Source organism: Streptomyces sp. NPDC101178, from assembly GCF_044767965.1.
GTDB lineage: Bacteria > Actinomycetota > Actinomycetes > Streptomycetales > Streptomycetaceae > Streptomyces.
On the sequence record NZ_JBIWOZ010000009.1, the window covers coordinates 1 to 24,037 of the forward strand.

Annotated in this window: 19 protein-coding genes; 5 read left to right on the forward strand and 14 right to left on the reverse strand. The window is 72.1% G+C overall.

Going from position 1 to position 24,037, the window contains the following annotated elements; all coding sequences use genetic code 11:
* Window positions 1-347: 347 nt before the first annotated feature.
* On the reverse strand, window positions 348-1,355 hold the full coding sequence (locus ACIRR8_RS24605; protein WP_404068607.1) for a stage II sporulation protein M: 1,008 nt from the start codon (window positions 1,353-1,355) through the stop codon (window positions 348-350).
* Window positions 1,356-1,475: 120 nt separating this feature from the next.
* On the opposite strand from ACIRR8_RS24605, the gene ACIRR8_RS24610 reads away from it, so the two are divergent.
* Window positions 1,476-2,441 (forward strand): RDD family protein, encoded by a 966-nt coding sequence (locus ACIRR8_RS24610; RefSeq protein WP_404068609.1) that lies wholly within the window; start codon window positions 1,476-1,478, stop codon window positions 2,439-2,441.
* Here ACIRR8_RS24610 and ACIRR8_RS24615 read toward each other — a convergent pair.
* The 8 genes from ACIRR8_RS24615 to ACIRR8_RS24650 all read right to left on the reverse strand — a co-directional run bounded on the left by ACIRR8_RS24615 (window position 2,438) and on the right by ACIRR8_RS24650 (window position 11,144).
* Window positions 2,438-3,067: a hypothetical protein gene (locus ACIRR8_RS24615; protein WP_404068612.1), complete on the reverse strand. Its 630-nt coding sequence runs from the start codon at window positions 3,065-3,067 to the stop codon at window positions 2,438-2,440. The two genes, ACIRR8_RS24610 and ACIRR8_RS24615, sit on opposite strands and share 4 nt — an antisense overlap.
* 229 nt (window positions 3,068-3,296) lie before the next feature.
* Entirely contained in the window at window positions 3,297-4,754 is a 1,458-nt protein-coding gene (gene ahcY / locus ACIRR8_RS24620; protein ID WP_404068615.1) for an adenosylhomocysteinase, read from the reverse strand.
* A gap of 274 nt (window positions 4,755-5,028) precedes the next feature.
* Complete coding sequence (locus ACIRR8_RS24625; RefSeq protein ID WP_404068618.1) at window positions 5,029-6,027, reverse strand: cation diffusion facilitator family transporter; 999 nt, start codon at window positions 6,025-6,027, stop codon at window positions 5,029-5,031.
* A gap of 87 nt (window positions 6,028-6,114) precedes the next feature.
* Complete coding sequence (gene manA, locus ACIRR8_RS24630) at window positions 6,115-7,338, reverse strand: mannose-6-phosphate isomerase, class I (protein ID WP_404068620.1); 1,224 nt, start codon at window positions 7,336-7,338, stop codon at window positions 6,115-6,117.
* A gap of 45 nt (window positions 7,339-7,383) precedes the next feature.
* The gene (locus ACIRR8_RS24635; RefSeq protein WP_404068622.1) at window positions 7,384-8,517 is read right to left on the reverse strand and encodes an SIS domain-containing protein; all 1,134 of its coding nucleotides are present in this window, start codon (window positions 8,515-8,517) and stop codon (window positions 7,384-7,386) included.
* A gap of 168 nt (window positions 8,518-8,685) precedes the next feature.
* The gene (locus ACIRR8_RS24640; RefSeq protein WP_356168503.1) at window positions 8,686-8,868 is read right to left on the reverse strand and encodes a Trm112 family protein; all 183 of its coding nucleotides are present in this window, start codon (window positions 8,866-8,868) and stop codon (window positions 8,686-8,688) included.
* 437 nt (window positions 8,869-9,305) lie between these two features.
* The gene (locus ACIRR8_RS24645) at window positions 9,306-10,712 is read right to left on the reverse strand and encodes a phosphomannomutase/phosphoglucomutase (RefSeq protein WP_404068625.1); all 1,407 of its coding nucleotides are present in this window, start codon (window positions 10,710-10,712) and stop codon (window positions 9,306-9,308) included.
* Between the two features lie 54 nt (window positions 10,713-10,766).
* The gene (locus ACIRR8_RS24650; RefSeq protein ID WP_015608934.1) at window positions 10,767-11,144 is read right to left on the reverse strand and encodes a DUF3499 domain-containing protein; all 378 of its coding nucleotides are present in this window, start codon (window positions 11,142-11,144) and stop codon (window positions 10,767-10,769) included.
* Between the two features lie 463 nt (window positions 11,145-11,607).
* Between ACIRR8_RS24650 and ACIRR8_RS24655 the strand changes: the two genes are divergently transcribed.
* Window positions 11,608-11,967, forward strand: coding sequence for a metallopeptidase family protein (locus tag ACIRR8_RS24655; RefSeq protein ID WP_404069412.1), 360 nt, complete (start codon window positions 11,608-11,610; stop codon window positions 11,965-11,967).
* 29 nt (window positions 11,968-11,996) lie between these two features.
* On the opposite strand, the gene ACIRR8_RS24660 is transcribed toward ACIRR8_RS24655, so the two are convergent.
* From ACIRR8_RS24660 to ACIRR8_RS24670, 3 genes are all read right to left on the reverse strand, one after another.
* The gene (locus tag ACIRR8_RS24660) at window positions 11,997-13,544 is read right to left on the reverse strand and encodes a DUF5719 family protein (protein WP_404068628.1); all 1,548 of its coding nucleotides are present in this window, start codon (window positions 13,542-13,544) and stop codon (window positions 11,997-11,999) included.
* Window positions 13,541-17,413, reverse strand: a complete 3,873-nt coding sequence (locus tag ACIRR8_RS24665; RefSeq protein ID WP_404068630.1) for a glycosyltransferase — start codon at window positions 17,411-17,413, stop codon at window positions 13,541-13,543. Before ACIRR8_RS24665 ends, ACIRR8_RS24660 begins: the two co-directional genes overlap by 4 nt.
* A gap of 506 nt (window positions 17,414-17,919) precedes the next feature.
* Complete coding sequence (locus ACIRR8_RS24670; RefSeq protein WP_014046372.1) at window positions 17,920-18,183, reverse strand: WhiB family transcriptional regulator; 264 nt, start codon at window positions 18,181-18,183, stop codon at window positions 17,920-17,922.
* Window positions 18,184-18,879: 696 nt separating this feature from the next.
* Between ACIRR8_RS24670 and ACIRR8_RS24675 the strand changes: the two genes are divergently transcribed.
* Genes ACIRR8_RS24675 through ACIRR8_RS24685 form a run of 3 tightly spaced genes read left to right on the forward strand, consistent with a single transcriptional unit; the run spans window position 18,880 to window position 21,678 of the window.
* The gene (locus ACIRR8_RS24675) at window positions 18,880-19,380 is read left to right on the forward strand and encodes a cysteine dioxygenase (RefSeq protein WP_404068633.1); all 501 of its coding nucleotides are present in this window, start codon (window positions 18,880-18,882) and stop codon (window positions 19,378-19,380) included.
* Window positions 19,381-19,393: 13 nt separating this feature from the next.
* Complete coding sequence (gene cofD, locus ACIRR8_RS24680; RefSeq protein WP_404068635.1) at window positions 19,394-20,350, forward strand: 2-phospho-L-lactate transferase; 957 nt, start codon at window positions 19,394-19,396, stop codon at window positions 20,348-20,350.
* Entirely contained in the window at window positions 20,347-21,678 is a 1,332-nt protein-coding gene (locus ACIRR8_RS24685) for a coenzyme F420-0:L-glutamate ligase (RefSeq protein WP_404068638.1), read from the forward strand. Before cofD ends, ACIRR8_RS24685 begins: the two co-directional genes overlap by 4 nt.
* Window positions 21,679-21,798: 120 nt before the next feature.
* On the opposite strand, the gene ACIRR8_RS24690 is transcribed toward ACIRR8_RS24685, so the two are convergent.
* Window positions 21,799-22,845: a DNA-3-methyladenine glycosylase family protein gene (locus ACIRR8_RS24690; protein WP_404068641.1), complete on the reverse strand. Its 1,047-nt coding sequence runs from the start codon at window positions 22,843-22,845 to the stop codon at window positions 21,799-21,801.
* 64 nt (window positions 22,846-22,909) lie between these two features.
* Window positions 22,910-24,001 carry a sugar phosphate nucleotidyltransferase gene (locus tag ACIRR8_RS24695; RefSeq protein WP_404068644.1) on the reverse strand — a complete coding sequence of 364 codons (1,092 nt, stop codon included), beginning with the start codon at window positions 23,999-24,001 and terminating at the stop codon, window positions 22,910-22,912.
* Between the last annotated feature and the right edge of the window lie 36 nt (window positions 24,002-24,037).

Genomic DNA, 24,037 nt, shown 5'->3' on the forward strand with positions numbered 1-24,037 from the left:
CCCTTTCCGGCGGTTCCAACTTTACCAGACTCTTTTTCGTTCCGTTTCCGGTCCGAATTCGATTTCCGGTGGCCTGTGGAGTGGCCTTGCCTTTCAGCGCATCCGACTTTATCAGAAGCGGGCCGACCGAATGAACAGCCTGCGATTCTAGATAAAGGTGAGGATCGTCGGCTCTGCGGGATATCACTGACTTCCCGGTACGAGCTAGATAGACACTATGCGCTTCACTCGAACCTGTCTAGTTCGAGGCAACCGTTTAAATCTACCTCCCCACATCCACCGTGTCAACGGTTTTTGTGGGCGAAGAGGACACTAGCAGCTCAGCGGGGGCCGACGCACACCGGTGGTCAGGCGGCGGAGGGAAGTTCGGCGCTGCGTTCGACCGCTGTGAGGTCGCCGGTGTCGCCGGCCCGTACCGCGCGGCGGCCCAGGATGTAGACGTACGCGAGAAAGGCCAGCTCAGCGGTGACGCCGATGGTGATCCTGGCCCAGGTCGGAAGGCCTGAAGGGGTCACGAAGCCTTCGATGAGGCCGGAGACGAACAGGACCAGGGCCAGGCCGATGGCCATGCCCAGTGCGGCGCGGCCCTGTTGGGCGAGGGCGGTTCGCCGGGAGAGGGGGCCGGGGTCGATCACCGTCCAGCCGAGGCGTAGGCCAGTACCGGCGGCCACGAACACCGCGGTCAGTTCCAGGAGGCCGTGCGGCAGGACCAGTCCGAGAAAAACGTCCAGGCGGCCTGCGGAGGACATGAGGCCTATGCCCACTCCGAGGTTGAGCATGTTGAGGAAGAGGATCCAGATCACCGGTATGCAGAGGAACGCTCCCAGGACCAGGCACATCGCGGCGGCCTGTGCGTTGTTCGTCCACACCTGCGCGGCGAACGACGCGGCCGGGTGGCTGGAGTAGTACGTCTCGTACTCCCCGCCGGGGCGGGTCATGGCGCGCAGGTCCTCCGGCGCGGCTATCGCCGCCTGGACCTCCGGGTGCGTGCCGATCCACCAGCCCAGGAGTGCGGCCACCGCCGTGGACAGGATCGCCGTCGGGACCCACCAGTGACGCGAGCGGTAGACCGCCGCGGGGAAACCCGTGGTGAGGAAGCGGGCCGCGGCGCGCCACGAGGCCTTGCGGGTGCCCGTGACCGTGGCCCGGGCTCGGGCCACGAGCTGGGTGAGGCGGGCGGTGAGCAGCGGGTCCGGGGTGGTCGAGCGGATCATGGAGAGGTGGGTGGCCGTGCGCTGGTAGAGGACGACGAGCTCGTCCGCCTCCGCACCCGTCAGGCGGCGCCCTCGGCGCAGTAGGTGGTCGAGGCGGTCCCACTCCGTGCGGTGGGCGGTGACGAAGACGTCGAGGTCCATGGGCGGCTGTTGCTCCAGGCATGGGTGCGTACGGGCCGTACTACTGCGGTGCGCTGCGGGTCAGCTTGGCAGACTGGGTCGGCCAAGGGGCAGTGAAGGCCGGGGAAGAGTGGGGGCGCGATGAGCGAGTTGGTGACCGGGGACGCGGTCGTCCTGGAGCTGAGGCCGGCAAGGCTGCCGAGCCGGGCGCTGGCCGCGGCGATCGATCTGGCCGTGGTCTTCTGCGTCTTCATCCTGGTCTCGGTCGTGGTGGGCATCGCCTCCGTAACCCTGGACGAAGCCGCCGTCGCGGCCATCGGGGTCGCTCTGTTCCTGCTGGTGCTGATCGGAGGGCCGATCGCGGTCGAGACGCTGAGCCATGGCCGTTCCCTCGGGAAGCTGGCCTGCGGGCTGCGCGTGGTGCGGGACGACGGTGGGCCGATCCGTTTCCGGCACGCGCTCGTTCGAGGGGCGATGGGAGCCGTGGAGATCCTGATGACATTCGGGGCCGTGGCCTCGGTCGCGTCACTGGTGTCGGCACGTGGGCGCCGGCTCGGCGATGTCTTCGCGGGGACGCTGGTCATTCGGGAGCGGGTGTCGGCCAGGCGGTCGGACGTCATGCCGCCGCCTCCGCCGTGGCTGGTCGGCCGGTTCTCGCAGCTGGACCTGTCCGCCGTACCGGACGAACTCTGGCTCGCGATACGCCAGTACCTGACGCGGATGCACCAGCTGGATGCCGGTGTCGGCGGCTCGATCGCCGGGCGGCTGGCCGATGAGCTGGTGGCGCGTACGGGGATCGCCCCGCCCCAGGGGATTCCGGCGGCGGCCTTCCTGGCCGCTGTGGTTCATGAGCGGCAGGCGCGTGACGCCCGGCGGTTGTTCTCGGGGGCCGGGGGTGCGGTGGCCTTCGGGGCGCCGGGGCCTGTGCCGGTATCTGCGCCTGTGCCTGTCCCGCCAGCCTCCGAGCCGACGGTGTCCGAGGGGCTTGTTGCGCCTGCTGGGGTTACTGCTCCTGTTGAGGTTGGTGGGGCTGTCGGGGGCGTTCCTCGTGCGGAGGAGCAGGAGAGGGCGGGAGGCTCCTCCGCCGGGTTTGCTCCGCCCGGTTAGCCGGTGTGCGGCGACGGGCGCGGGGACGGAGGTGTTTCCAGGTGTTCCAGCTCGATGCCCGGGGCCGCGAGAACGACGTCCCCGGCTACGTGAACCGTGTGCCGGTCGCCGGTGTCCAGGGCGCTGACCTGGTATTCGTCCACGATCAGGGGGCCGTTGTCAGTGGCGTGCGCTTCACTGTTCATCAGAGCCCAGGACTGGTCGCTGATACGTGGCGCGAGGACCGGGTCCGTGAAGGTGACCACGCGGACGCGGGTCTCGGGGGAATCGGGGGTGAGGCGCAGAAGCCGGGTCAGAGCGACGAGGAACGCGGGGGATGTTCCGAAGAAGGCGTGGGCGCGGACGTTGCCTTCGGTGGCGTGGGTGCCGGACGGGTCGGTACGGACCCAGGTGACGCCTTCCAGAGCGGCTCCCCGTACCTGCCAGCTCGCGGAGTGGAGTTCGAGACGGATCGGCCGGCCCAGCTCGTCCAGGGCCAGGTCGACGGAGCCGAGGTGGTCGCCCGAGGGGGACGTGGTCTGGGAGACGTAGCGCCAGCCGGAGGGGCCGGGGGCGCAGTGGAAGTGTTCTTCGCCGAGGGGGGTGTGATCGTGAAGATCGTGGAGCGAATACCTGCCGCGGGGCATGGGGTCCTTCGGGTTCCTCGGGCTGTGCGGGGTCGGTGACCGGACGGCGGTGACGAGACAAGCCCCCGACACGGGGGTGCGGGGGCCTGTCTCGTCGGCTGCCGGCCACTGGCCGCTGCTGCTGCTTGCTACGTGGTGCGTACCGCTGATGCGTACTGCTGCTGAGGTTCGGTGCCGTGCGGCGGCGGGAGGAGGAGGTGCGAGCCTCCCGGCCGCCGACGGTGCCGGATCAGTAGCGGTAGTGGTCGGGCTTGAACGGGCCCTCGACCTCGACGCCGATGTACGCCGCCTGCTCGGGGCGGAGCGTCGTCAGCTTGACGCCGAGGGCGTCGAGGTGGAGACGGGCGACCTTCTCGTCCAGGTGCTTTGGCAGCACGTAGACGTCGGTCGGGTACTCCGCGGGCTTCGTGAAGAGCTCGATCTGCGCGAGGGTCTGGTCGGCGAAGGAGTTCGACATCACGAAGGACGGGTGACCGGTCGCGTTGCCGAGGTTCAGCAGGCGGCCCTCGGAGAGCACGATGAGGACCTTGCCGTCGGAGAACGTCCAGGTGTGGACCTGGGGCTTGACCTCGTCCTTGACGATCCCGTCGATGGCGGCCAGGCCGGCCATGTCGATCTCGTTGTCGAAGTGGCCGATGTTCCCGACGATGGCCTGGTGCTTCATCCTGGCCATGTCCGAGGCCATGATGATGTCCTTGTTGCCCGTCGTGGTGATGAAGATGTCGGCCTGCTCCACCACGTCGTCGAGGGTGGCGACCTGGTAGCCGTCCATCGCCGCCTGCAGCGCGCAGATCGGGTCGATCTCCGTGATGATCACGCGGGCGCCCTGGCCACGGAGGGACTCCGCGCAGCCCTTGCCCACGTCGCCGTAGCCGCAGACGACGGCGGTCTTGCCGCCGATCAGGACGTCGGTGGCGCGGTTGATGCCGTCGATCAGCGAGTGGCGGCAGCCGTACTTGTTGTCGAACTTCGACTTGGTGACCGCGTCGTTCACGTTGATCGCGGGGAACAGGAGGGTGCCGTCGCGGTGCATCTCGTAGAGGCGGTGGACACCGGTGGTGGTCTCCTCCGTCACGCCGCGGATCTCGGACGCCAGCTGGGTCCACTTCTGCGGGGCCTCACCGAGGGTGCGGTTCAGCAGGGTGAGGATGTGCGCGTACTCCTCGCTGTCCGCCGTCGACGGGTCCGGGGCCGCGCCGGCCTTCTCGAACTCGACGCCCTTGTGGACCAGGAGGGTGGCGTCACCACCGTCGTCCAGGATCATGTTCGGTCCGCCGGTGGGGGTGTTCGGCCAGGTCAGCGCCTGCTCCGTGCACCACCAGTACTCCTCCAGCGTCTCGCCCTTCCAGGCGAAGACCGGGACGCCCGCGGGGGCCTCCGGGGTGCCGTTCGGGCCGACGGCGATGGCCGCGGCGGCGTGGTCCTGGGTGGAGAAGATGTTGCAGGAGGCCCAGCGGACCTCGGCACCGAGCGCCACGAGGGTCTCGATGAGGACGGCCGTCTGCACGGTCATGTGCAGCGAGCCGGTGATCCGCGCACCGGCCAGCGGCTGGGTGGCGGCGTACTCCTTGCGGATCGACATCAGGCCGGGCATCTCGTGCTCGGCGAGAGTGATCTCCTTGCGGCCGAAGGCGGCGAGAGAAAGGTCGGCGACCTTGAAGTCCTGGCGGTTGGTGACCGTCGTCATAACGGGGCTGCTCCTCGTGATGGGTCGAGGTGGGCTGTCTGGGCTGACTCTGCGGCGACGGGCACACGAATGCCCGAGCGCGTTCGCAGTGCAGTCCGTCGGAGGCCCTCTGTCCCTCGCCCGGCTCGCGTCCGCGGACCGGTCGACCGCCATCAGCAGCGACGTCTGTTCCGTAGCCGAATCTACACCGAACGGCCCAGTGACCCCCAGCCCGTTCATGGAGACGGGCGTGTGTGAGGGGTCACCGGGCCGATCGGGGCCGGAGTGCGGTGGGTCAGTGGCCGAGATCCTTCGGAGCCCCCGGATCCTTCGGGGCCGCGCCGCCGGGTGTCTTGCCCGGGTCGGTGCCGGCCGCGGCCGCTTCCGCGTTGTAGATGTCCGGCTCCAGGTAGATGACCCGGGCGATCGGGACGGCTTCGCGGATCCGGCTCTCGGCGGCGTTGATCGCGTTGGCGATCTCGGTCGCGGTGTCGTCGTGCTGGACCGCGATCTTGGCGGCGACCAGCAGCTCCTCGGGGCCGAGGTGGAGCGTACGCATGTGGATGATGCCGGTGACGGTGTCACCGTCCACCACGGCCGCCTTGATCTTCTCGACCTCTTCCAGGCCGGCGGACTCGCCGAGCAGGAGGGACTTCGTCTCGACGGCGAGGACGATCGCGATGACCACCAGCAGGATGCCGATGCAGAGGGTGCCGATGCCGTCCCAGACGCCGTCGCCGGTGGCGAGCGCGAGGCCGACACCGCCGAGCGCGAGGATCAGGCCGACGAGGGCACCGAGGTCCTCCAGGAGGACGACCGGGAGTTCGGGAGCCTTCGAGCGGCGGACGAACTCGGTCCAGGAGCGGTCGCCGCGCGTCTGGTTGGACTCCTTGATCGCCGTACGGAAGGAGAAGATCTCGGCGATGATCGCGAAGACCAGGACCCCGACCGGCCAGTACCAGGCGGTGATCTCGTGCGGGTGCTTGATCTTCTCGTAGCCCTCGTAGAGCGCGAACATCCCGCCGAGCGAGAAGAGGACGATGGAGACGAGGAACGCGTAGATGTAGCGCTCACGCCCGTAGCCGAACGGGTGCTGCGGAGTCGCCTCGCGCTTGGCCTTCTTGCCACCGAGCAGCAGAAGGCCCTGGTTGCCCGAGTCCGCGAGCGAGTGGACGCTCTCCGCGAGCATCGACGAGGAACCACTGAAGAGGAACGCTACGAATTTGGCCACGGCGATCGAGAGATTGGCGACGAGTGCCGCCACGATCGCCTTGGTTCCGCCGGACGCGCTCATGAGTGCGTGGTGTCCCTTCCTCGGTGTACGGCAGGTGGTGCCGCGTTGCGGCGGCACATTGTTGCAGCCACGGAGAGGGACGCTTCGTCAGGCCGCCACCGTGGCACGGAAGAGTGTGCCCGATCCCGTGACTTCCACCGCTTCGGCGGCCGGTACGTAGACGGACTGCCCGGGGGCCAGGTCGAGTTCGCCGACCCGGACCGCCCCCGCGGTGCAGAGGAGGATCTGCGGGTTGGGGGCGGTCAGTTCGGCGGGCGCGGCCCCCGGGGCGAGGGTGTAGCGGGAGAGAACGAACTCGTCGACCGGGGTCTCGTAGCGCTCCTCGCCGGAGGGTGCGGCCTCGGGGCGCAGGACGCCGGGCTCGGTGGCCTCGAAGCGGACGATGCGCAGGAGTTCGGGGACGTCGATGTGCTTGGGAGTGAGCCCGCACCGCAGGACGTTGTCCGAGTTGGCCATGATCTCGACGCCGAGGCCGTCGAGGTAAGCGTGCGGGACGCCGGCGCCGAGGAAGAGGGCTTCACCGGGCTGGAGTTGGACGTAGTTCAGCAGCATCGCGGCGAGAACGCCGGGGTCGCCGGGGTAGTGGTGGGCGATGCGGGCGTACGGGGCGTGGGGGCCGCCGAGGCGTTCGCAGGCGGCCGCCGCCTCGGCCACGGTGCCGGCCATCTCGGCCGGGTCGGCGCCGAGGATCGCCGTGAGCACCTCGCGGAGGGCGGCCTCCTCCGGGTGGGCACGGAGGAGGTCCACGTACGGCTTCAGGGAGTCGACTCCCAGGGCCTCCATCGCTTCCGCCGCCTCGCTGGGCCTGCGGAAACCGCAGAGGCCGTCGAAGGGGGTGAGGGCGCAGATGAGTTCGGGCTTGTGGTTCGCGTCCTTGTACGTGCGGTGGGGGGCGTCGATCGGAACGCCACGGGCCTCCTCGTCCTCGTAACCCCTGCGGGCCTGGTCCAGGTCGGGGTGGACCTGGAGGGAGAGGGGGGCGCCGGCCGCAAGGAGCTTGAGGAGGAAGGGGAGGCGGGGGCCGAACCGGGCGACGGTGGCCGCGCCGAGCTCGCCTTCGGGGTCCGCGGCGATGACGTCGGTGAGGGGGATGTCCGGTTGAGGGGTGGTGCCGGTGGTGCCGGTGGTGTTGGCGGTGTCGGTTGTGTCGGTGGTGTTTTTGGGGCGGACTATGCGGGAGGGGGCTCCCGGGTGGGCGCCCATCCACATCTCGGCCTGCGGTTCGCCGGTGGGGGCGGTGCCGAGCAGGGCGGGGATGGCCGTGGTGGAGCCCCAGGCATAGGGGCGCACGGTGTTGGACAGCCGGTCCATGGAGTCGTCCTCGCTGGTGGGTTGTGCGGCATGTGGTGCTTCTCGTTACGTGGGCCTTGATGCCAGAGCAACGTAAACGGCGGCGAAATCCGTGATGGCCAGCAGTTCGGCCAGCGTCTCCAGGCCGCTGCCCTCGTCCGGTTCCAGTTCGCTGACCGGGGTGTCGTGGCCGAGGGCCAGCTCCCGGGCCGCCGGGTAGGCACTGAGGCCGCCCGTCGGGCGGTCCCTCAGCAGGACGACCCTGGCCCGGAGGGTCTCGCCCTCCTCCACCCGGTCGCGGAAGAAGTCGTCCGGGTCGGCGCCGGCCGCGAAATCCCCGGCGAGCAGGGTGCCGTGCGAGGGCAGCGCCTCGGGGAGTTCGGCGGCGAGGGCGGGGCGGCCCGCGAGCTCGGACAGTACGGCGGCGAAGCGGCGGCCGACCGGACCCGCTGCGGCGCCCTCCGTCCACAGCAGCGGCAGGCTGTCGGCCAGCTCGGCGGCGAGCGTCTTGGCCGGGTTGCTGTACGTGGCGATGGCCGGGCCGCAGCGTTCCGCGGTGCGGTCCAGGCGGTCGGCCACCTTCCGCAGTTCCTCGGCGGAGGCGGCCACCAGGCCGACCCGGTCGAGCAGGGCCAGCAGCGGGGTGAGCAGCGCCCAGAGGGTGCCGGGGCCGGCGGCCGAGACCTCCGCGTCGTACTCGCCGTGCGGGGCGGCCGCCATCGGCACCACCAGGCCGTGCACCCCATCGACCGCCTCGCGCAGCGGTGAGCGGGTGGGGGCGACGGCGACGACGGTGCAGCCGCGACGGTACGCCTGCTCGGCGAGGAGGGCGAGGCCGGGTTCGGAGCCGTCGGCGGTCGCGATGAGGAGGAGGTCCACGGAGCCGGCCCAGCCGGGCAGGGTCCAGCGCAGCGCTCCGGGGGCGGGGGCGACGCCCGTGGGATGGATCCGGGCCACGGGGGCGGCCGCGCCCGCCAGTGCGCCGATCAGGTCGGCGACGCCGGATGCGGCAGTGCCGGGGCCGGCGACGAGGACGGCACGGGGGCGGCCCTCCGGGTTCAGGCCGCCGATGCCGGCCTCGGCGGCGTGCCGGGCGGCGGTACGGACCCGGGCGCCGGCCTCGGCCGCGCCGCGGAGCAGGTCGCGGCGGTCGGCCCTCGCCAGGGCTTCCGGGGCGTCGAGCAAGGACTCGTCGAGCATGGCGGTGGGCCTCCGATCACCGGGTGGGGTGCGGGATGCGGGTGCGGGGGTCGGTGGCGGGGACCTTGCCCTTACGGGGTGGGCGCGGGGTCCGGTGTGTGCGCCTGCTCTCCGGTCGGGCCGGTGCCGTGCCGCGGTGGGACGTGCCCGTACGCGCTTCGCTCGCGGTCAGGCGGGGCGGCGGGCCTCGTCGACGAGCAGGACCGGGATGCCGTCCCGGACCGGGTAGGCCAGGCCGCAGTCGGCGCCGGTGCAGAGCAGCTCCGGGCTGTCGGCCGCGGTGCGGTCGTCGAGCGGGGAGTGGCAGGCCGGGCAGGCCAGGATCTCCAGGAGGCCGGCTTCGAGCGGCATGGGGTGGGTCCCTTCGAGCGGTGCGGTTCTGATTCACGTGGATCAGGCGTGGTCAGCCTACCGCTGGGGGGACGGGGGCGCGGGTCGGCCGGGGGTGGGGTTCTGGGGATGGGGCGGTGGGGTGGGGTACCCGGGGGCGAGGTGCGGGCGGGTGCTGGGGGCGGGGTGCGGGTGGGGCGCCTGCGGCGGGCCTCTCCCCTACCCGCCCCTTCCCGAAACCGGGACTCCGCCCCGGGGCCCCTTTGTCCTCAAGCGCCGGACGGGCTGGAGTTTCGGGCGTCCGCCCCGGGCCCCGTTCGTCCTCAAACACCGGACAGGCTGGAGGTTTCGGGGCCCCGCTCCTCAAGCGCCGGACGGGCTGGGGACTTCGAGGCTCCGCCCCGGGCCCCGTTCGTCCTCAAACACCGGACAGGCTGGAGGTTTCGGGGCCCCGCTCCTCAAGCGCCGGACGGGCTGGGGCGGGCACCGGACGGGCTGGAATTGCGGATCAGCGCCAGTACCTCGTCCCGTACCGTCTCCATCGTTTCCCCGTCCCTCGCCTCCACGTTCAGGCGCAGCAGCGGCTCCGTGTTCGAGGCGCGGAGGTTGAACCACCAGTCCGTGGACGTGACCGTCAGGCCGTCCAGGGTGTCGAAGGCGATGTCGTCGCGGTTGCTGTAGGCGGACCTGATGGCGGTGAGGCTGGCTGTCTGGTCGGCGACCGTGGAGTTGATCTCGCCGGAGCCGGCGTAGCGGTCGTAGGCGGCGACGAGTTCGGAGAGGGGGCCTGGCTGGCCGCCCAGGGCGGCGAGGACGTGGAGGGCCGCGAGCATGCCGGTGTCGGCGTTCCAGAAGTCGCGGAAGTAGTAGTGCGCCGAGTGTTCGCCACCGAAGATCGCGCCGTGCTCGGCCATCTCCGTCTTGATGAAGGAGTGGCCGACCCTCGTGCGGACCGGGGTGCCGCCGTTCTCGCGGACCACCTCGGGGACCGACCAGGAGGTGATCAGGTTGTGGATGACCGTGCCCCGGCCGCCGTTGCGGGCCAGTTCCCGGGCGGCCACCAGGGCCGTGATCGCGGACGGGGAGACGCCCTCGCCCCGTTCGTCGACGACGAAGCAGCGGTCCGCGTCGCCGTCGAAGGCGAGGCCGAGGTCGGCGCCCTCGGCCAGTACACGGGCCTGGAGGTCGACAATGTTCTTCGGGTCGAGGGGGTTGGCCTCGTGGTTGGGGAAGGTGCCGTCGAGGTCGAAGTAGAGCGGGACCAGGTCGAGGGGCAGGCCCTTGAAGACCGTCGGGACCGTGTGGCCGCCCATGCCGTTGCCCGCGTCGACGACGACCTTCAGGGGGCGGATCGCCTTGAGGTCGACCAGGCCCAGGAGGTGGGCCGCGTAGTCGGTGAGGGTGTCGCGTTCCCTGATGGTGCCGGGGGTGGTGGACGCGGCGGGCTGCGGGGCGCCTTCGGACCACTGTTCCACCAGCGTGCGGATCTCGCGGAGGCCGGTGTCCTGGCCCACCGGTGCCGCTCCCGCCCGGCACATCTTGATGCCGTTGTACTGCGCGGGATTGTGCGAGGCGGTGAACATCGCGCCCGGCAGGTCCAGCGCGCCCGACGCGTAGTACAGCTGGTCCGTCGAGCAGAGACCGATCAGCGTGACGTCCGCGCCGCGGGCCGCCGCGCCCCGGGCGAAGGCGCCGGACAGGGCCGGCGAGGTGGGGCGCATGTCGTGGCCGATCACGATCGCGTCGGCCTCCGTGACCTGGACGAACGCCGCTCCGAACAGTTCGGCCAGCGACTCGTCCCACTGGTCGGGCACCACGCCACGTACGTCGTACGCCTTCACGAGCTGCGACAGATCAGCGACCACGGCCGGTCCTCCTGGTGTTTACGGAGAGCCCAAACTACCCGGCCGTACGAAGCGTCAGGAGTCGGGGGAGCGCAGCACCCTCAGGTGGCCCCGGCGGGCCACTTCCACCGGGTCCGCGGAGCGCGGGCCCCTGCCGCCGCCGTCCGGTCCTCGGTCGTGCGGCCGGGCCGCTTCCCGCACCGCGTTGGCCAGCGCTTCCAGGTCGTCGCCGCTCGGGTGCGCGGGTGCGGAGCCGTCGGAGAGGCGCACCACCTCCCAGCCGCGTGGCGCGGTCAGCCGCTCACTGTGCTCGGCGCAGAGGTCGTAGCAGTGGGGCTCGGCGTAGGTGGCGAGCGGGCCGAGGACCGCAGTCGAGTCGGCATAGACGTACGTCAGTGTCGCGACGGCAGGGCGGCCGCACGCGGTGCGCGAACAGCGACGTACAGGGCTCACGATGTTGGACGGTACCGCACTCTTGAGCGGGCTGCGACGACTCTCCCCGGGCTCACCCCACCGTGTCGCCCTGTGGTCCTCGCCACACCCCTGCCTCCGGCAGCGCTCTGACCTGGGTCGCGGTGGGTGCGTGGTGCGGGGCGGGTGGTGCTGGGGAGCACGCGCCGGAGTGGATCCCGGCGTTCCACCGGCCCTCGGTGATCGGATCAGGGGCCTGAAAAGGGCTCAACCTTGGCCTGAATGTTCAACTGCGGACAGGAGCCCCACATCGGGGTGGACCGCCGGAATGTTCCGGCCGGGGGGACGCTCGCGGGAAGGGCCGGGGAAACGGCCGCGGGCCGCGTGCTCGGCACGATCGGGCCGTGCCCGGGAGCGTTACGCTGCGTCGGTGATGGACAGCTCCGTACCCTCCCCCCACCCGTTCGAGCCGAGGCCCCGGCGCCGCGATCGTCATGGCCGCGGCATGCGGGGGCCGGTCGCGCCGCCCCAGGTGCCGCTGTCGGCGAGCCGGGGGGAGGTCTTCCGCGATCTGGTCCGGGACTCGGTGGAGCGGCTGGAGCGGCGCTGGCCCCAGCTGGCCGAGGTCGACTTCGTCGTCCTGGATGTGCCCGGCGATCTGGAGGAGAGCGTTCCGCTCGGCAGCGCCGTGTCGGCTGCCAAAGGGCGGCCGGCGCAGATCGTCGTCTACCGGCGGCCCGTCGAGATCCGCACCAAGAACCGCGACGAGCGCGCGCTCCTCGTCCACGAGGTCGTCGTGGAGCAGGTCGCCGAGCTGCTGGGGCTGGCCCCGGAGTCGGTGGATCCCCGGTACGGACAGGACTGATTACGGGCCCGCGCCCGGGCCCGTACTCCTCAGTCGTCCAGTACCGACAGGTCCTGGCGCGCCGACGGCACCACCACCGTGCCGCCGTCGTCCGGCAGCGTCTGGACCGTGAACATCTGTACGCCGTCCTCCGGGAGGACCAGCGCGCGTGACGCGTGGACCGGGCCGCCCGAGACCGTCTCCACCGTCATCGCGTACGTGCCCTTGAGGCCGGCCGGGGGCTTCGGGGTGACGGCCATCGTCGTGCCGGCCTTGACCGTGTACGTCTCCACGGTCGCCTCGCCGCCTCCGCTCCCCGCCGACGTGGTCACCTTCACCTCGGCGTCCGCGCCGGGTGCCGCCAGGGAGAGCGTGGAGCCCTTGGCCCGGTTGTCGGTGACGCTCGCCCGGGCGCCGACCGGTCCGGTGGCCGGGATGTAGGCGTACTCCTGCTTGGCGCCGGTGCCCCGGACCACCTGGAGGGCGGCGACGATCGGGGTCGCGCGGTTCTTCTCCACCGGGGTGAGGAGCAGCGAGCCCGGTTCGCCCCGGGTGATGTCCTTCAGGTCGACGGTCGCGGTCATCCCGGACTTGATGTGGAGCGTGTCGTTCCCCGCCGGCGCGAACGTCGTGTTCTTCCCCATCAGCTGGATCTTCACGTCAGCGTCGCTCTCGCCGGGAGCGAACGCCACCAGCTGTACGGAGGTGGCGTCGGCCGGGATGCCGGGCATCACCAGCGTGCCGGAGGGGTCGGCGGCCGCCGTGAGCCAGTCGGTGCCCGAGCCGTCATCGGCGGTCAGCAGGACCGCGCCGACCCGGCCGGAGCGGGTGGTGACGTGGGCCGTCAGGTCGTTGACGGACTCGTCGGTGAGCGTGGAGAGCAGGAGCGCGACGCTGGAGCGGCCGGGCACGGTGATGCCGTCGCCGACCTCGGAGCTGACCGCGCCCTTGGCGCCGAACAGCTCGACGTCGGCCACGGCCGCGCCGTCGTCCGGGTTGGTGAGGTGGATGTAGTCCTGGCGCGAGCGCGCGGTGCTGGCGCCAGGGAACCAGAAGTCGGTGTCCGGCGCGGTGCAGCGAACTCCGAGGACGCCCCGCGCGCCGCCCGCGGTGACCGTCGTCGTCTGCTGGGCGGCCCAGCCGGGCGCCAGGGTTCCGGTGGCCGTGCCGACGAGGGCCGGGGCGGCGGAGCCGTTCGCGTCGGCGAGGACCGGCTTTCCGGGCTCCTTCACGGCGAGCACCGGCTTGTCGGCCTTGGCCTTCGCCTTCTTCGCGGCCTCCTCGGCCTTCTTCGCCTTCTTCGGGTCGGTCTCGATCTCGTCGTCGAGGGCCGCCAGGGCCGGCTTCAGCTCGGCGCTGTCCTTCGCGCCCTCACCTCCGCCCGGCTTCCCCGGCGGGGTGAACGAGGTGTACCTCGTCTCGGCCAGGTCGGAGGTGCTGGGTGCCGGGCAGACCAGGCTGGAGCGCTCGACCGGCAGCGAGGAGGCGCTCGCGGTCTCCTCGGCCGCCGGGCCTCCGGGCGCGTTGAGCGAGGCGAAGCCGGTGATGGCGGCCAGGGCGACGGCGCCCGCGATCAGGGACAGCTGGGTGGACTTCACTCGGACTCGCCTCGCGATGCGTTACGGGTCTGCCAGGGGGCCTGGCCCGGGGTGTCGGGGTGCTCGCCGTTCTCGGCGGGGCGCTGGGCGGGGTTCTGGCCAGGATCGGCGTACGGAGGCTGCTCGCCGGTGTCGTACGGGGGCTGCTCGCCGGTGTACTGCCCGTACGGGTCGTACTGAGCGTGCTGGCCGTGCTGGTCGTACGGGCCGGGGCCGCCGTACTGCTGCTGTCCGTACGGGTCCTGGTAGCCGGAGCCGGTGGCGGAGTAGCCGGTGGTGTCCTGCTGGGTGTACGGGTCCTGCTGGTACGTGGCGTACTCGCCCTGCTGGTAGGCGTCGGCCGACTGCCGGCCCGCCTCCTGATACTGCTGCCCGTCCCACTCCCCGTAACTCTGCTGCGGGAGCTGCGCGTAGCCGGCCGTGGTCTCCTGCGGGTCGTACCCGCCGCTCTGCTGCTCCGGGATGTACTCCCCCGGGCCCGAATCCGGACCGTACTCCCCCGGACCCGAATCCGTACCCGGGACCGGACCCGGGCCCGGACCGGCCTCGTCCGCCGGACTGCCCTCCTCCGGCGTCTCGGCCGCCGCCGCCTCCGCCTCGGCCGCCGCGCGGAGCCTGCGGGCCCGGCGGCCGTCGCCGTCCGCGTCGGCCGCGGCGACCGCGAGCTCCTCTTCCGGCAGGTCGTCGTCGATCTCCCGGCGGCGGCCCGGCAGAGCCATGACCACCAGGACCACGGCGAGCGCGCCCTGCGCCCAGAGCCAGACGGTGTGGGTGAAGGGAGCGTCGTACGTGAGGTCCAGGCGGCCACCGCCCGCGGGCAGTTCGAAGCCCTGGGCCCAGCCGTCGACGGTCACGGGGGTCAGCGCCCGGCCGTCGACCGTGGCCTGCCAGCCGGGCGCGGCCTCGTCGGCGATCCGCAGGATGCGGCCCTCGTCGCCGGCCGGGATCTCGGAGTGCGCCTCCACCGGCCCGGAGCCGACCGGAAGGCGCTCGCCCTCACCGCCGGCCGGGACCACCATCACGCGGGCGACCTGGCGGTCCACCCGCCACAGGGCGCTGCCGTCGAGCTGGCTGAGGCGGCTCAGGCCCGGGGTCGTGTCGAGGACGCGGCTCATCTGGCGCGGAGCTCCGTCGCGTACGAGGACGTAGCGGACGGCGAAGTTGCCGAGCTGGCCGCCCTGGTCGGCGCCGGAGCCCGCGACCAGGTTGGCGACGACCTTGTCGAGGTGGCCGTTGGAACCCGCCGCCTCGGTCAGTTCGCCGTCGCCGAGGCGCGCGCCGGAGCCGCGGACCAGGCTGTACGAGACGGAGCCGGGCGAGGTGCCGCCGAGGACCAGGGTGCGCGCCTGGTCCTGGGTCGAGCTCTCCTCGGCCACGAACGCGGGCACTTGTACGGGGTCGCGGCGCTCCAGCGGGCCGTCGGCGCCGCCGAACATCCAGCCGAGGGCGGCGAGCACCGGGGCGAGCCCGGCGGCCAGGGCGATCAGGGCCGCGACGGGCTGGCGCCAGCCGAAGCTCTGCTCGGCGACCCGGACCCGGGCACCGTCCGCGCCGACGAGTGCGGCGGCGATCAGGGCGGCGCCGTGGACGAGGGTGGCGGGTCCGGCCCAGGTGGAGCCGTTGGCGAGCGCCGCGAAGAGCAGGCCGGTGAGGGCGGTGGCCCAGGCGGCCCGGACGGCGAACTGCCGCTCGCCGCGCAGCAGGGCAGCGAGCGCCGCCAGCACGATGCCGAGCAGCAGGAAGCTGCCGGCCGCCTTCGGGCCGCCGGGGCTGATGCCGAGCAGGTCGTACGCCGAAGCCGTCCCCGTACCGATGTCCAGGCCCGCTTCGCGCAGGAACGCGGACGGGTCGGTGAGCAGCGTGAGCGACCAGGGGGCCAGCACCAGCATCGGGGTGCCGACGGCGGCGAGGAAGCGGAGTCCGTACGCCGTGATGTCCCGGCGGCGCAGCGCGAGCACGCCGAGGCCGAGGACCACGGCGAGCGGCCAGACGATCGGGGTGAACGCGGTGGTGACCGTGAGGAGCAGGGCGTACGCCCAGGTCGCGCGCCAGCTGCCGCGCGGCGCGTCCGGGTCGGTGCCGTCGCGGAACCCGTGGGCGGCGACGGCGGCGCGGGCGATCAGCGGGAGCAGCACGAGCAGGACGGCGGTGCCGAGGCGGCCGGTGGCCAGCGCGCCGGTCGCGGCGGGCAGGAAGGCGTACGCGACGCTCGCCCAGGCCCGCAGCAGCCGCGACGGGAGCAGCGGGCGGGAGGCGAAGTACGCGGTGAGTCCGGCCAGGGGGACCGAGCAGACCAGCAGGGCGGCGACGGCGAGGCCGGTGGAGCCGAGGAAGAGCGCCGACAGGGCGGCGAGGAGCGCGAGGTAGGGCGGGGCGGTCGCGGTGGAGCCGGTGGAGATGGTGTGCCAGGCGTCCGCGTACCGGCCCCACAGCTCGCCGGCCTCCGCGGGGGCGGGCAGCAGCGCGCCGCCTGCCAGGGAGCCGCCGGTGAGCAGGTTGCGGCAGGCGATGAGGGACACCAGGAGCAGCAGGGCGAAGAGGACCGGGCCGGGTTTGCGGCCGATGCGCTTGAGCCGCGCGAACTGGTCGACTTCGAGGAAGTCGGCGTCGTCGCCGCCGGGGCCGGACTCGACGGCCCCGTGCCGCGAGCCGCTCGACTCGGCCTCGCCCTTGTTGCCGAAGTTGCCCGCGACCTGTTCGACGGTGGCCCGGACGGTGGCGCCCGGCGGCGGGAAGAGCGCGCGCAGTTCGGCCGCGTCGACGGTGCCCTTTCCGCGGTCTCGGCGGGCGGCGAGGATGCGGCCGGGCCGGAGCAGGGTGCCGAGGAGGCCGGTGACCTCGTCGAGCGCCTGGCCCGGGACCTTGCCGACGAGGTAGGCGAGGGTACGGAGGAGGGTGCCGACGACGAGCCGGAGCAGGACCCAGGGCAGGGCCTTGCCGCGCGCGTTGACGAGCATCGTGTAGGCGGCGCCCGCCTTGTCGACGCGGTGCGGGAAGGCGACCGAGCGGCCGGCGCAGTCGATGGGGCGGCGCTCGCGGGCGGAGGCCTCGGCGTGGCGCAGGACGGCGTCCGGGGCGACGAGGACCCGGTGGCCGGCGAGGTGGGCGCGCCAGCACAGGTCGACGTCGTCGCGCATGAGGGGGAGGTTGCGGTCGAAGCCGCCGAGCTCCTCGTAGACGTCGCGGCGGATGAGCATGCCGGCGGAGGAGACGGAGAGGACGGTGCGGACCTGGTCGTGCTGGCCCTGGTCCTGCTCGCGGCGGTCCAGGCCGGTCCAGCGGCGGCCGCTGTTGGCGATGGAGACGCCGACTTCGAGGAGCTGCTTGCGGTCGTACCAGCCGCGCAGCTTGGGGCCGACGATGGTGGCGTACTTGTCGGTGTCGACGACGCGCAGCATTTCGGCGAGCGCGTCGGGTTCGGGTGCGCAGTCGTCGTGGAGCAGCCAGAGCCACTGGACCGGTTCGCCGTGCGGCAGCTCCGGCAGGTCGTAGTTCTCGTCCACCCAGGCCCGGGTGGCCGGGTCCCAGCCGCCGGGGCGCTTGAGGTAGGGCAGGTCGTCGGGGGTCGGCGCCCCGGCGGTTCGGACCGCCTCGTCGACGGCGGTGCCGAAGCTCGTACGGCGGGCGAGGTGCAGGACGCGGTCGCCGCCGAGCGCCTCGGTGACCAGCCGGGCGGAGTCGTCGGCGCTGCCGGTGTCGGCGGCGACGACGTTCTGTACGGGGCGTTCCTGCCCGAGCAGCCCGGCCAGCACGTCGGGCAGCCAGCGGGCGCCGTCGTGGGAGACGAGCACGGCGGTGACGACGTGCCGGGGGAACTCTGGGGCGGCGGCGGCCGCGTTCGGCGCCGCCGAGTGGCTGTGCACGGACATCGAGGTACGGGCCCTCCGGCCGGGTCCGGGGCGTATCCCCGGGGGCTGCATCGGTGTACACGCGCGCCCCGGCGGGGCGTTGGCGCATCTCGGACGGGGCCCCACACTAACGGTACGGATCCGCGGGGGTGGCCCGGAGCGGGTGAAGGCCCCCTGGTGCGCGGGCGGGTACGCGTGCGTTCCGTGGACGGTACGCGGATGAGGCGGACATGCCGACGGCCCGTCGCCCGCTCCCCGGGGAGGGAGTGGTGGGCGGCGGGCCGTCGGGGCGTGGTCCTTGAGGAGCCCTGCTCGGGAGAGGGCTGCCGGGGCCGGGCCGGGAGAGGCGCCTGGATCGACGCCTTGTCGAGGCCTTCTTGAGGTGCCTGGATCGACGCCTTGTCGAGGCCTTCTTGAGGTGCCTGGATCGACGCCTTGTCGGGACGCTCGGAGCCTTGTCGGGGCGCTCAGAGCCCTGTCGGGATGCTCGGAGCCTTGTCGGGGTGCTCAGAGCCTTGTCGGGGTGCTCAGATCGCGGCCTTCTTCAGGCGCCGCCGTTCACGTTCGGAAAGCCCGCCCCAGATGCCGAAGCGTTCGTCGTTGGCCAGCGCGTATTCGAGGCACTCCGACCGCACCTCACAGGCGAGACAGACCTTCTTGGCCTCGCGGGTGGATCCGCCCTTTTCGGGAAAGAAGGACTCGGGGTCGGTCTGGGCGCACAGTGCGCGCTCCTGCCAGCCGAGTTCCTCATCCGCGTCCTCGACCAGCAGTTGCTGGAACAGCTCGGTCATGTGCGCCCCTCGTCTGTCTCTTGCGTCCCGTGATGCGGCCGCTACTGACTGGTCACGGCCGAACGACACGAGTGAAATTACAAGTGTGTATCTCCGAGGCAGTCAAGCGAGGATCTGCTATTGGCCCAGGGATTCACTCTGCGGAACCAAGCGTATGCGGAAAGTGTTCAAATCACCAAAAACCTGACATATGCCACGAGCCTCACCCCATCACGCCTTCGGCTGGTCAAGACGATCAGAGGTGCCCTCACGTTGCGATTCGATCACCGTAGCGATCAAGATCACAGTCAGGTCACGGGCTCTCAGCCATGTTTGGAGAGGTGGGTGATGCGCCATGTCTCCCCTGTTGGCGGTGAGCAAACCTTTCTGCTCGCGTGACAACCGGAAGGGGTGAAGCATTGCCCCCAAATCGGGCATCGGGTTGACAGGGAGCCAGGGAGCCGGTCTCCTAGACCTCATGTCAGCGATCGCAGCGATGCACATCACCCACGTCCGTGGGTTCCGCAGCGCTGTCCAGGCCCGCTGTTGCTGTTCCAGCTGTCACAGCTGTTGATGCCGTAGTGCTCCAGCTCTGATTTCAGCTCTCCTCCGTTTTCCGGCTTCCCCGCGGCTCTCCTCATCTCCGCAGCCGCGGCTGCCGACGCTTCAAGCGACTCCCCGCAGTGCACCCCCCATGCCGAGGAACCACCGCACCCCATGAACAGCGACAGCGACCTTCAGATCGCCGGCGACATCCTTGAGGTCCAGCACCTCCTGCAGCCCGCCCGCGAGCATCCCTCCACCGTCTCCGAGTTCGTCGGCCTCGCCCGCTCCATCGCGGCCGACCGCTCGCGCTGGGCCGGACTCGTCCGGTACGACACCACCACCCGCTGGTACCACCGGCTCCAGACCGGACCCGGCTACGAGGTGTGGCTGCTCAGCTGGGTGCCCGGACAGGGCAGCGGCCGTCACGACCACGGCCGCTCCGCCGGCGTACTGACCGTGCTCGAAGGCGAGTTGACCGAGCACACCGAGCGCGGCCATCAGGCGCTCGGCGCCGGTGCGCAGCGCGCCTTCGCGTCCGGCTACGTCCACGAAGTGGTCAACGACTCGCTCGAACCGGCCGTCAGCCTGCACATCTACTACCCCGGTCTGACCGAGATGCCGATGCACGCCGCGCAATGCGCCCCGACGGCCGTGGATGTCGTACCCGCCTGACAAACTGCTGTGCATGCGCATTGTTGTTCTGGCCGGCGGTATCGGTGGTGCTCGTTTTCTGCGTGGCCTCAAGCAGGCCGCGCCCGACGCGGACATCACGGTCATCGGCAACACGGGTGATGACATCCATCTGTTCGGGCTGAAGGTCTGCCCCGACCTCGACACCGTGATGTACACCCTCGGCGGTGGCATCAACGAGGAGCAGGGCTGGGGGCGGACCGACGAGACCTTCCAGGTCAAGGAGGAGCTCGCGGCGTACGGGGTGGGGCCCGGGTGGTTCGGGCTCGGCGACCGCGACTTCGCGACCCACATCGTCCGTACGCAGATGCTCGGCGCGGGCTATCCGCTCAGCGCGGTCACCGAGGCGCTCTGCGCCCGCTGGCAGCCGGGCGTGCGGCTGCTGCCGATGTCGGACGACCGGATCGAGACGCACGTCGCCGTCGAGACGGACGGCGAGAGCAAGGCCATCCACTTCCAGGAGTACTGGGTGAAGCTGCGCGCCTCCGTCGCGGCGCAGGCGATCGTGCCGGTCGGCGCCGAGCAGGCGAAGCCGGCACCGGGCGTGCTGGAGGCGATCGGCGCCGCCGACGTCATCGTCTTCCCGCCGTCGAACCCGGTGGTGTCCATCGGGACGATCCTCGCCGTGCCCGGGATACGGGAGGCGATCGCCGAGGCCGGGGTGCCGGTCGTCGGCCTCTCCCCCATCGTCGGCGACGCGCCCGTGCGCGGGATGGCGGACAAGGTGCTCGCGGCCGTCGGCGTCGAGTCGACGGCGGCCGCCGTGGCCCAGCACTACGGGTCGGGGCTGCTGGACGGGTGGCTGGTCGACACGGTGGACGCCGGTGCGGTCGACGAGGTCGAGGCGGCGGGCATCCGGTGCCGGGCGGTGCCGCTGATGATGACGGACGTGGACGCGACGGCCGAGATGGCCCGGCGGGCGCTGGAGCTGGCCGGGGAGGTGCGGGCGTGAGCGGTTCTTCCGGCGCGGACGGCGGGGCTCCCTCTTTTCGGGTCTGGGCGTTGGACGGCATTCCCGAGGTGCGGGCAGGCGACGATCTCGCCAAGCTGATCGCCGCGGCCGGGCCGGGGCTCGTCGACGGTGACGTCCTCCTCGTCACCTCGAAGATCGTCTCCAAGGCCGAGGGCCGGATCGTCCAGGCGGAGGACCGCGAGGCCGCGATCGACGCCGAGAGCGTACGGGTCGTGGCGCGGCGCGGTGCCCTGCGGATCGTGGAGAACCGGCAGGGGCTGGTGATGGCCGCCGCCGGGGTCGACGCCTCCAACACTCCGGCCGGGACGGTGCTCCTGCTCCCCGAGGACCCCGACGCCTCCGCGCGGGCCATCCGGGACGGGGTGCGGGACACCCTCGGCGTCGAGGTCGGCGTCGTCGTCACGGACACCTTCGGCCGGCCCTGGCGCAACGGGCTGACCGATGTGGCGATCGGTGCGGCAGGGGTGCGGGTGCTGGACGATCTGCGCGGCGGGACGGACGCGTACGGCAATCCGCTCAGCGCGACGGTCGTGGCGACGGCGGACGAGCTGGCCGCCGCCGGGGACCTGGTCAAGGGCAAGGCGGCGGGGCTGCCGGTGGCGGTGGTGCGGGGGCTGCCGCATGTCGTGGCGCCCGGCGGGGACGACGAGCCCGGTGCTCGTGCGCTCGTACGGAGTGCGGCCGATGACATGTTCCGGCTCGGGACGTCGGAGGCGGTGCGCGAGGCGGTGACCCTGCGGCGTACGGTGCGCGAGTTCAGCGACGAGCCGGTGGATCCGGGGGCGGTGCGGCGGGCGGTGGCGGCGGCGGTGACCGCGCCCGCGCCGCATCACACGACGCCGTGGCGGTTCGTGCTGCTGGAGTCCGCCGAGTCGCGGACGCGGCTGCTGGATGCGATGCGGGATGCCTGGATCGCGGATCTCCGGCGCGACGGCAAGAGCGAGGAGTCGATCGCCAAGCGGGTGCGGCGCGGGGACGTGCTGCGCAACGCGCCGTATCTGGCGGTGCCGTGCCTGGTGATGGACGGGTCCCATACGTACGGGGACGAGCGGCGGGACACGGCGGAGCGCGAGATGTTCGTGGTCGCGGCGGGGGCGGGGGTGCAGAACTTCCTGGTGGCGCTGGCCGGTGAGCGGTTGGGGTCGGCCTGGGTGTCCTCGACGATGTTCTGTCGTGAGGTGGTGCGGGAGGTGCTCGCGCTGCCGGCCTCGTGGGATCCGTTGGGGGCGGTGGCTGTGGGGCATGCGGTGGGGGTGGCTCGGGAGCGGAGTGTTCGGGCGGCGGAGGATTTTCTCACCGTGCGGTGAGGTGGGGCCGCTGCGCGGGGCCTTTCCCCTACCCCCCCTTCCCGGAACCGGGGCTCCGCCCCGGACCCCGCTCCTCAAGCGCCGGAGGGGCTGGATGGGCGCGGAGGGGCCGACCAGGTCCTACAGCGCCGCGATGTTTCCCGGTGTCATCCTCGGGCCCCTGCGCTCCGGGATGCGGCCCGACAGCAGGATCAGGCGCGTCGCCCGGTGGCGTTGGCCCTCGTACGGGGCCAGCAGCGCCAGCATCTCCTCGTCGGTCGCGTGGCGGTTGTCCGCCAGGGCGTGGCCCACGATGCCGGGGAGGTGGTAGTCGCCGACCGTCACCGCGTCGGGGGCGCCGTTGGAGCGCTGGAGGGTTTCTGCGGAGGTCCAGGGGCCGATGCCGGGGATCAGTTCCAGGCGGGCCTTGGCCTCGGGGAAGGGCATCGACGACGCCTCCTCCAGCCGGCCGGCCACCCGTACCGCTCGAAGGATGGTCGACGAGCGCTTGGTGTCGACGCCTGCCTTGTGCCATTCCCAGGACGGGATCATCGCCCAGGTGCGGGCGTCCGGCATGACGTGGAGGCCGAGTGGGGCCGTCGGGCCGGGGGCGGGGGTGCCGTAGCGGCGGAGCAGGAGGCGCCAGGCTCGGTACGCCTCGTCCGTCGTGACCTTCTGTTCCAGGATGGAGGGGATCAGCGACTCCATGACCAGGCCCGTGCGCAGCAGCCGCAGTCCCGGGCGCCGGTGCCGGGTTGCCGCGAGCAGGCGGTGGTACGGGGTGAACGCGTCCGGGTCGTCGTCGGCGCCCAGGAGCGCGGGAAGGCCGGCCAGCAGCCACTCCGCGCCCGGGCCCCAGGCCTGTGCCCCGACCCGGTCCCCGCGCGCGGCCACCCGCAGCGTGCCGGGCCCCTCCGGCGTGCGTGTGGCCCGCCAGAACTCGCCCGCCGCCGTCATCCGGAACGTCGGGTCGGCCGGGCCCCGGCGCAGCGGGCTCAGCACCAGGCGCAGGTCCAGCGGGCCCGGCGGTGTCCACTCACGGATCAGGGGCGTCTCGTCGGCCGGGCCCGACGAGCCGGCCGAGGGCCGCGCCGCAGCCCCCCGCGCCACGCCGGCCGCGCGCACCGGCACTGCCGTCCGGTGCGGCAGCGGCGGGCGTGCGGTGCGCGGGGCGAATCGTCCTGCCACGGGTGGGGCCTCAGGTGTTCGTGGGGCGGAAAGTGCCCTTATGAGGGTACGGGGCCGAGCCGGCCTATTGGTCCGAGGAGAAGCGGATCGCGGCGTCCGGCAGGACCGCGCCGCACCAGATCCGTACGCCGTCGCGCAGTTCGTTGTCCGCGCCGACCTGGGCGCCGTCCCCGATGACCGCGCCGCTCAGCACCGCACGGCTGCCGATCCGCGCGCCGGCCCCGACGAACGAGTCCGTCACGACCGCGCCCGCCTCGACAACCGCTCCGGCCAGGACCGTCGAGCCGTCGATCCGCGCGCCCGGGCCGATCACCGCGTCGGCGCCGATCACCGTACCGCCGGTGAGCTTGGCGTCGGCTGCCACCGCGGCCGTCTCCAGGACCAGGCGGTCGCCGCAGCGGCCCGGGACCGCCGGGGACGGGGCGCGGCCCAGGACCAGGTCGGCGGAGCCGCGTACGAAGGCCTGCGGGGTGCCGAGGTCCAGCCAGTAGGTGGAGTCGACCATGCCCTGGAGGTGGGCTCCGGAGGCGAGCAGTCCGGGGAAGGTCTCGCGCTCGACGGAGACCGGGCGGCCCTCGGGGATGGTGTCGATGACCGAGCGCCGGAAGATGTACGCACCGGCGTTGATCTGGTCGGTGACGATCTCCTCGGGCGTCTGCGGCTTCTCCAGGAAGGCCGTGACCCGGCCCGTCCCGTCCGTCGGTACGAGGCCGAAGGCGCGCGGGTCCTCCACCCGGGTCAGATGGAGCGAGACGTCCGCTCCGGAACCGTTGTGCGTGGCGACCAGGGCCCGGATGTCGAGCCCGGTGAGGATGTCGCCGTTGAAGATCAGGACCGGTTCGTCGGGGCCTGAGGACAGCTTGGCCGCGACGTTGCGTATGGCGCCGCCGGTGCCGAGCGGCTCCCGCTCGGTGACGTACTCGATGTGCAGACCGAGCGAGGAACCGTCGCCGAAGTACGGCTCGAAGACCTCGGCCAGGTAGGACGTGGCGAGCACGATGTGCTCCACCCCGGCCGCCCTGGCCCGCGCCAGCTGGTGGGTCAGGAAGGGGACGCCCGCCGCCGGGACCATCGGCTTCGGGGTGTGCACCGTGAGCGGCCGCAGCCGGGTGCCTTTGCCACCGACCAGGAGGATCGCTTCTTTTGCCTCTGTCACAGCACCGTCTCTGCTTCCTGCTGGTGGCCTGGCCTG

Excerpts from the sequence above, each read along its gene's own strand:
- ACIRR8_RS24605 (WP_404068607.1), bottom strand. The coding sequence starts at position 1,355 with ATGGACCTCGACGTCTTCGTCACCGCCCACCGCACGGAGTGGGACCGC.
- ACIRR8_RS24610 (WP_404068609.1), top strand. The coding sequence starts at position 1,476 with ATGAGCGAGTTGGTGACCGGGGACGCGGTCGTCCTGGAGCTGAGGCCG.
- ACIRR8_RS24615 (WP_404068612.1), bottom strand. The coding sequence starts at position 3,067 with ATGCCCCGCGGCAGGTATTCGCTCCACGATCTTCACGATCACACCCCC.
- ahcY (WP_404068615.1), bottom strand. The coding sequence starts at position 4,754 with ATGACGACGGTCACCAACCGCCAGGACTTCAAGGTCGCCGACCTTTCT.
- ACIRR8_RS24625 (WP_404068618.1), bottom strand. The coding sequence starts at position 6,027 with ATGAGCGCGTCCGGCGGAACCAAGGCGATCGTGGCGGCACTCGTCGCC.
- manA (WP_404068620.1), bottom strand. The coding sequence starts at position 7,338 with ATGGACCGGCTGTCCAACACCGTGCGCCCCTATGCCTGGGGCTCCACC.
- ACIRR8_RS24635 (WP_404068622.1), bottom strand. The coding sequence starts at position 8,517 with ATGCTCGACGAGTCCTTGCTCGACGCCCCGGAAGCCCTGGCGAGGGCC.
- ACIRR8_RS24640 (WP_356168503.1), bottom strand. The coding sequence starts at position 8,868 with ATGCCGCTCGAAGCCGGCCTCCTGGAGATCCTGGCCTGCCCGGCCTGC.
- ACIRR8_RS24655 (WP_404069412.1), top strand. The coding sequence starts at position 11,608 with ATGCGGGGGCCGGTCGCGCCGCCCCAGGTGCCGCTGTCGGCGAGCCGG.
- ACIRR8_RS24665 (WP_404068630.1), bottom strand. The coding sequence starts at position 17,413 with ATGTCCGTGCACAGCCACTCGGCGGCGCCGAACGCGGCCGCCGCCGCC.
- ACIRR8_RS24670 (WP_014046372.1), bottom strand. The coding sequence starts at position 18,183 with ATGACCGAGCTGTTCCAGCAACTGCTGGTCGAGGACGCGGATGAGGAA.
- ACIRR8_RS24675 (WP_404068633.1), top strand. The coding sequence starts at position 18,880 with ATGAACAGCGACAGCGACCTTCAGATCGCCGGCGACATCCTTGAGGTC.
- cofD (WP_404068635.1), top strand. The coding sequence starts at position 19,394 with ATGCGCATTGTTGTTCTGGCCGGCGGTATCGGTGGTGCTCGTTTTCTG.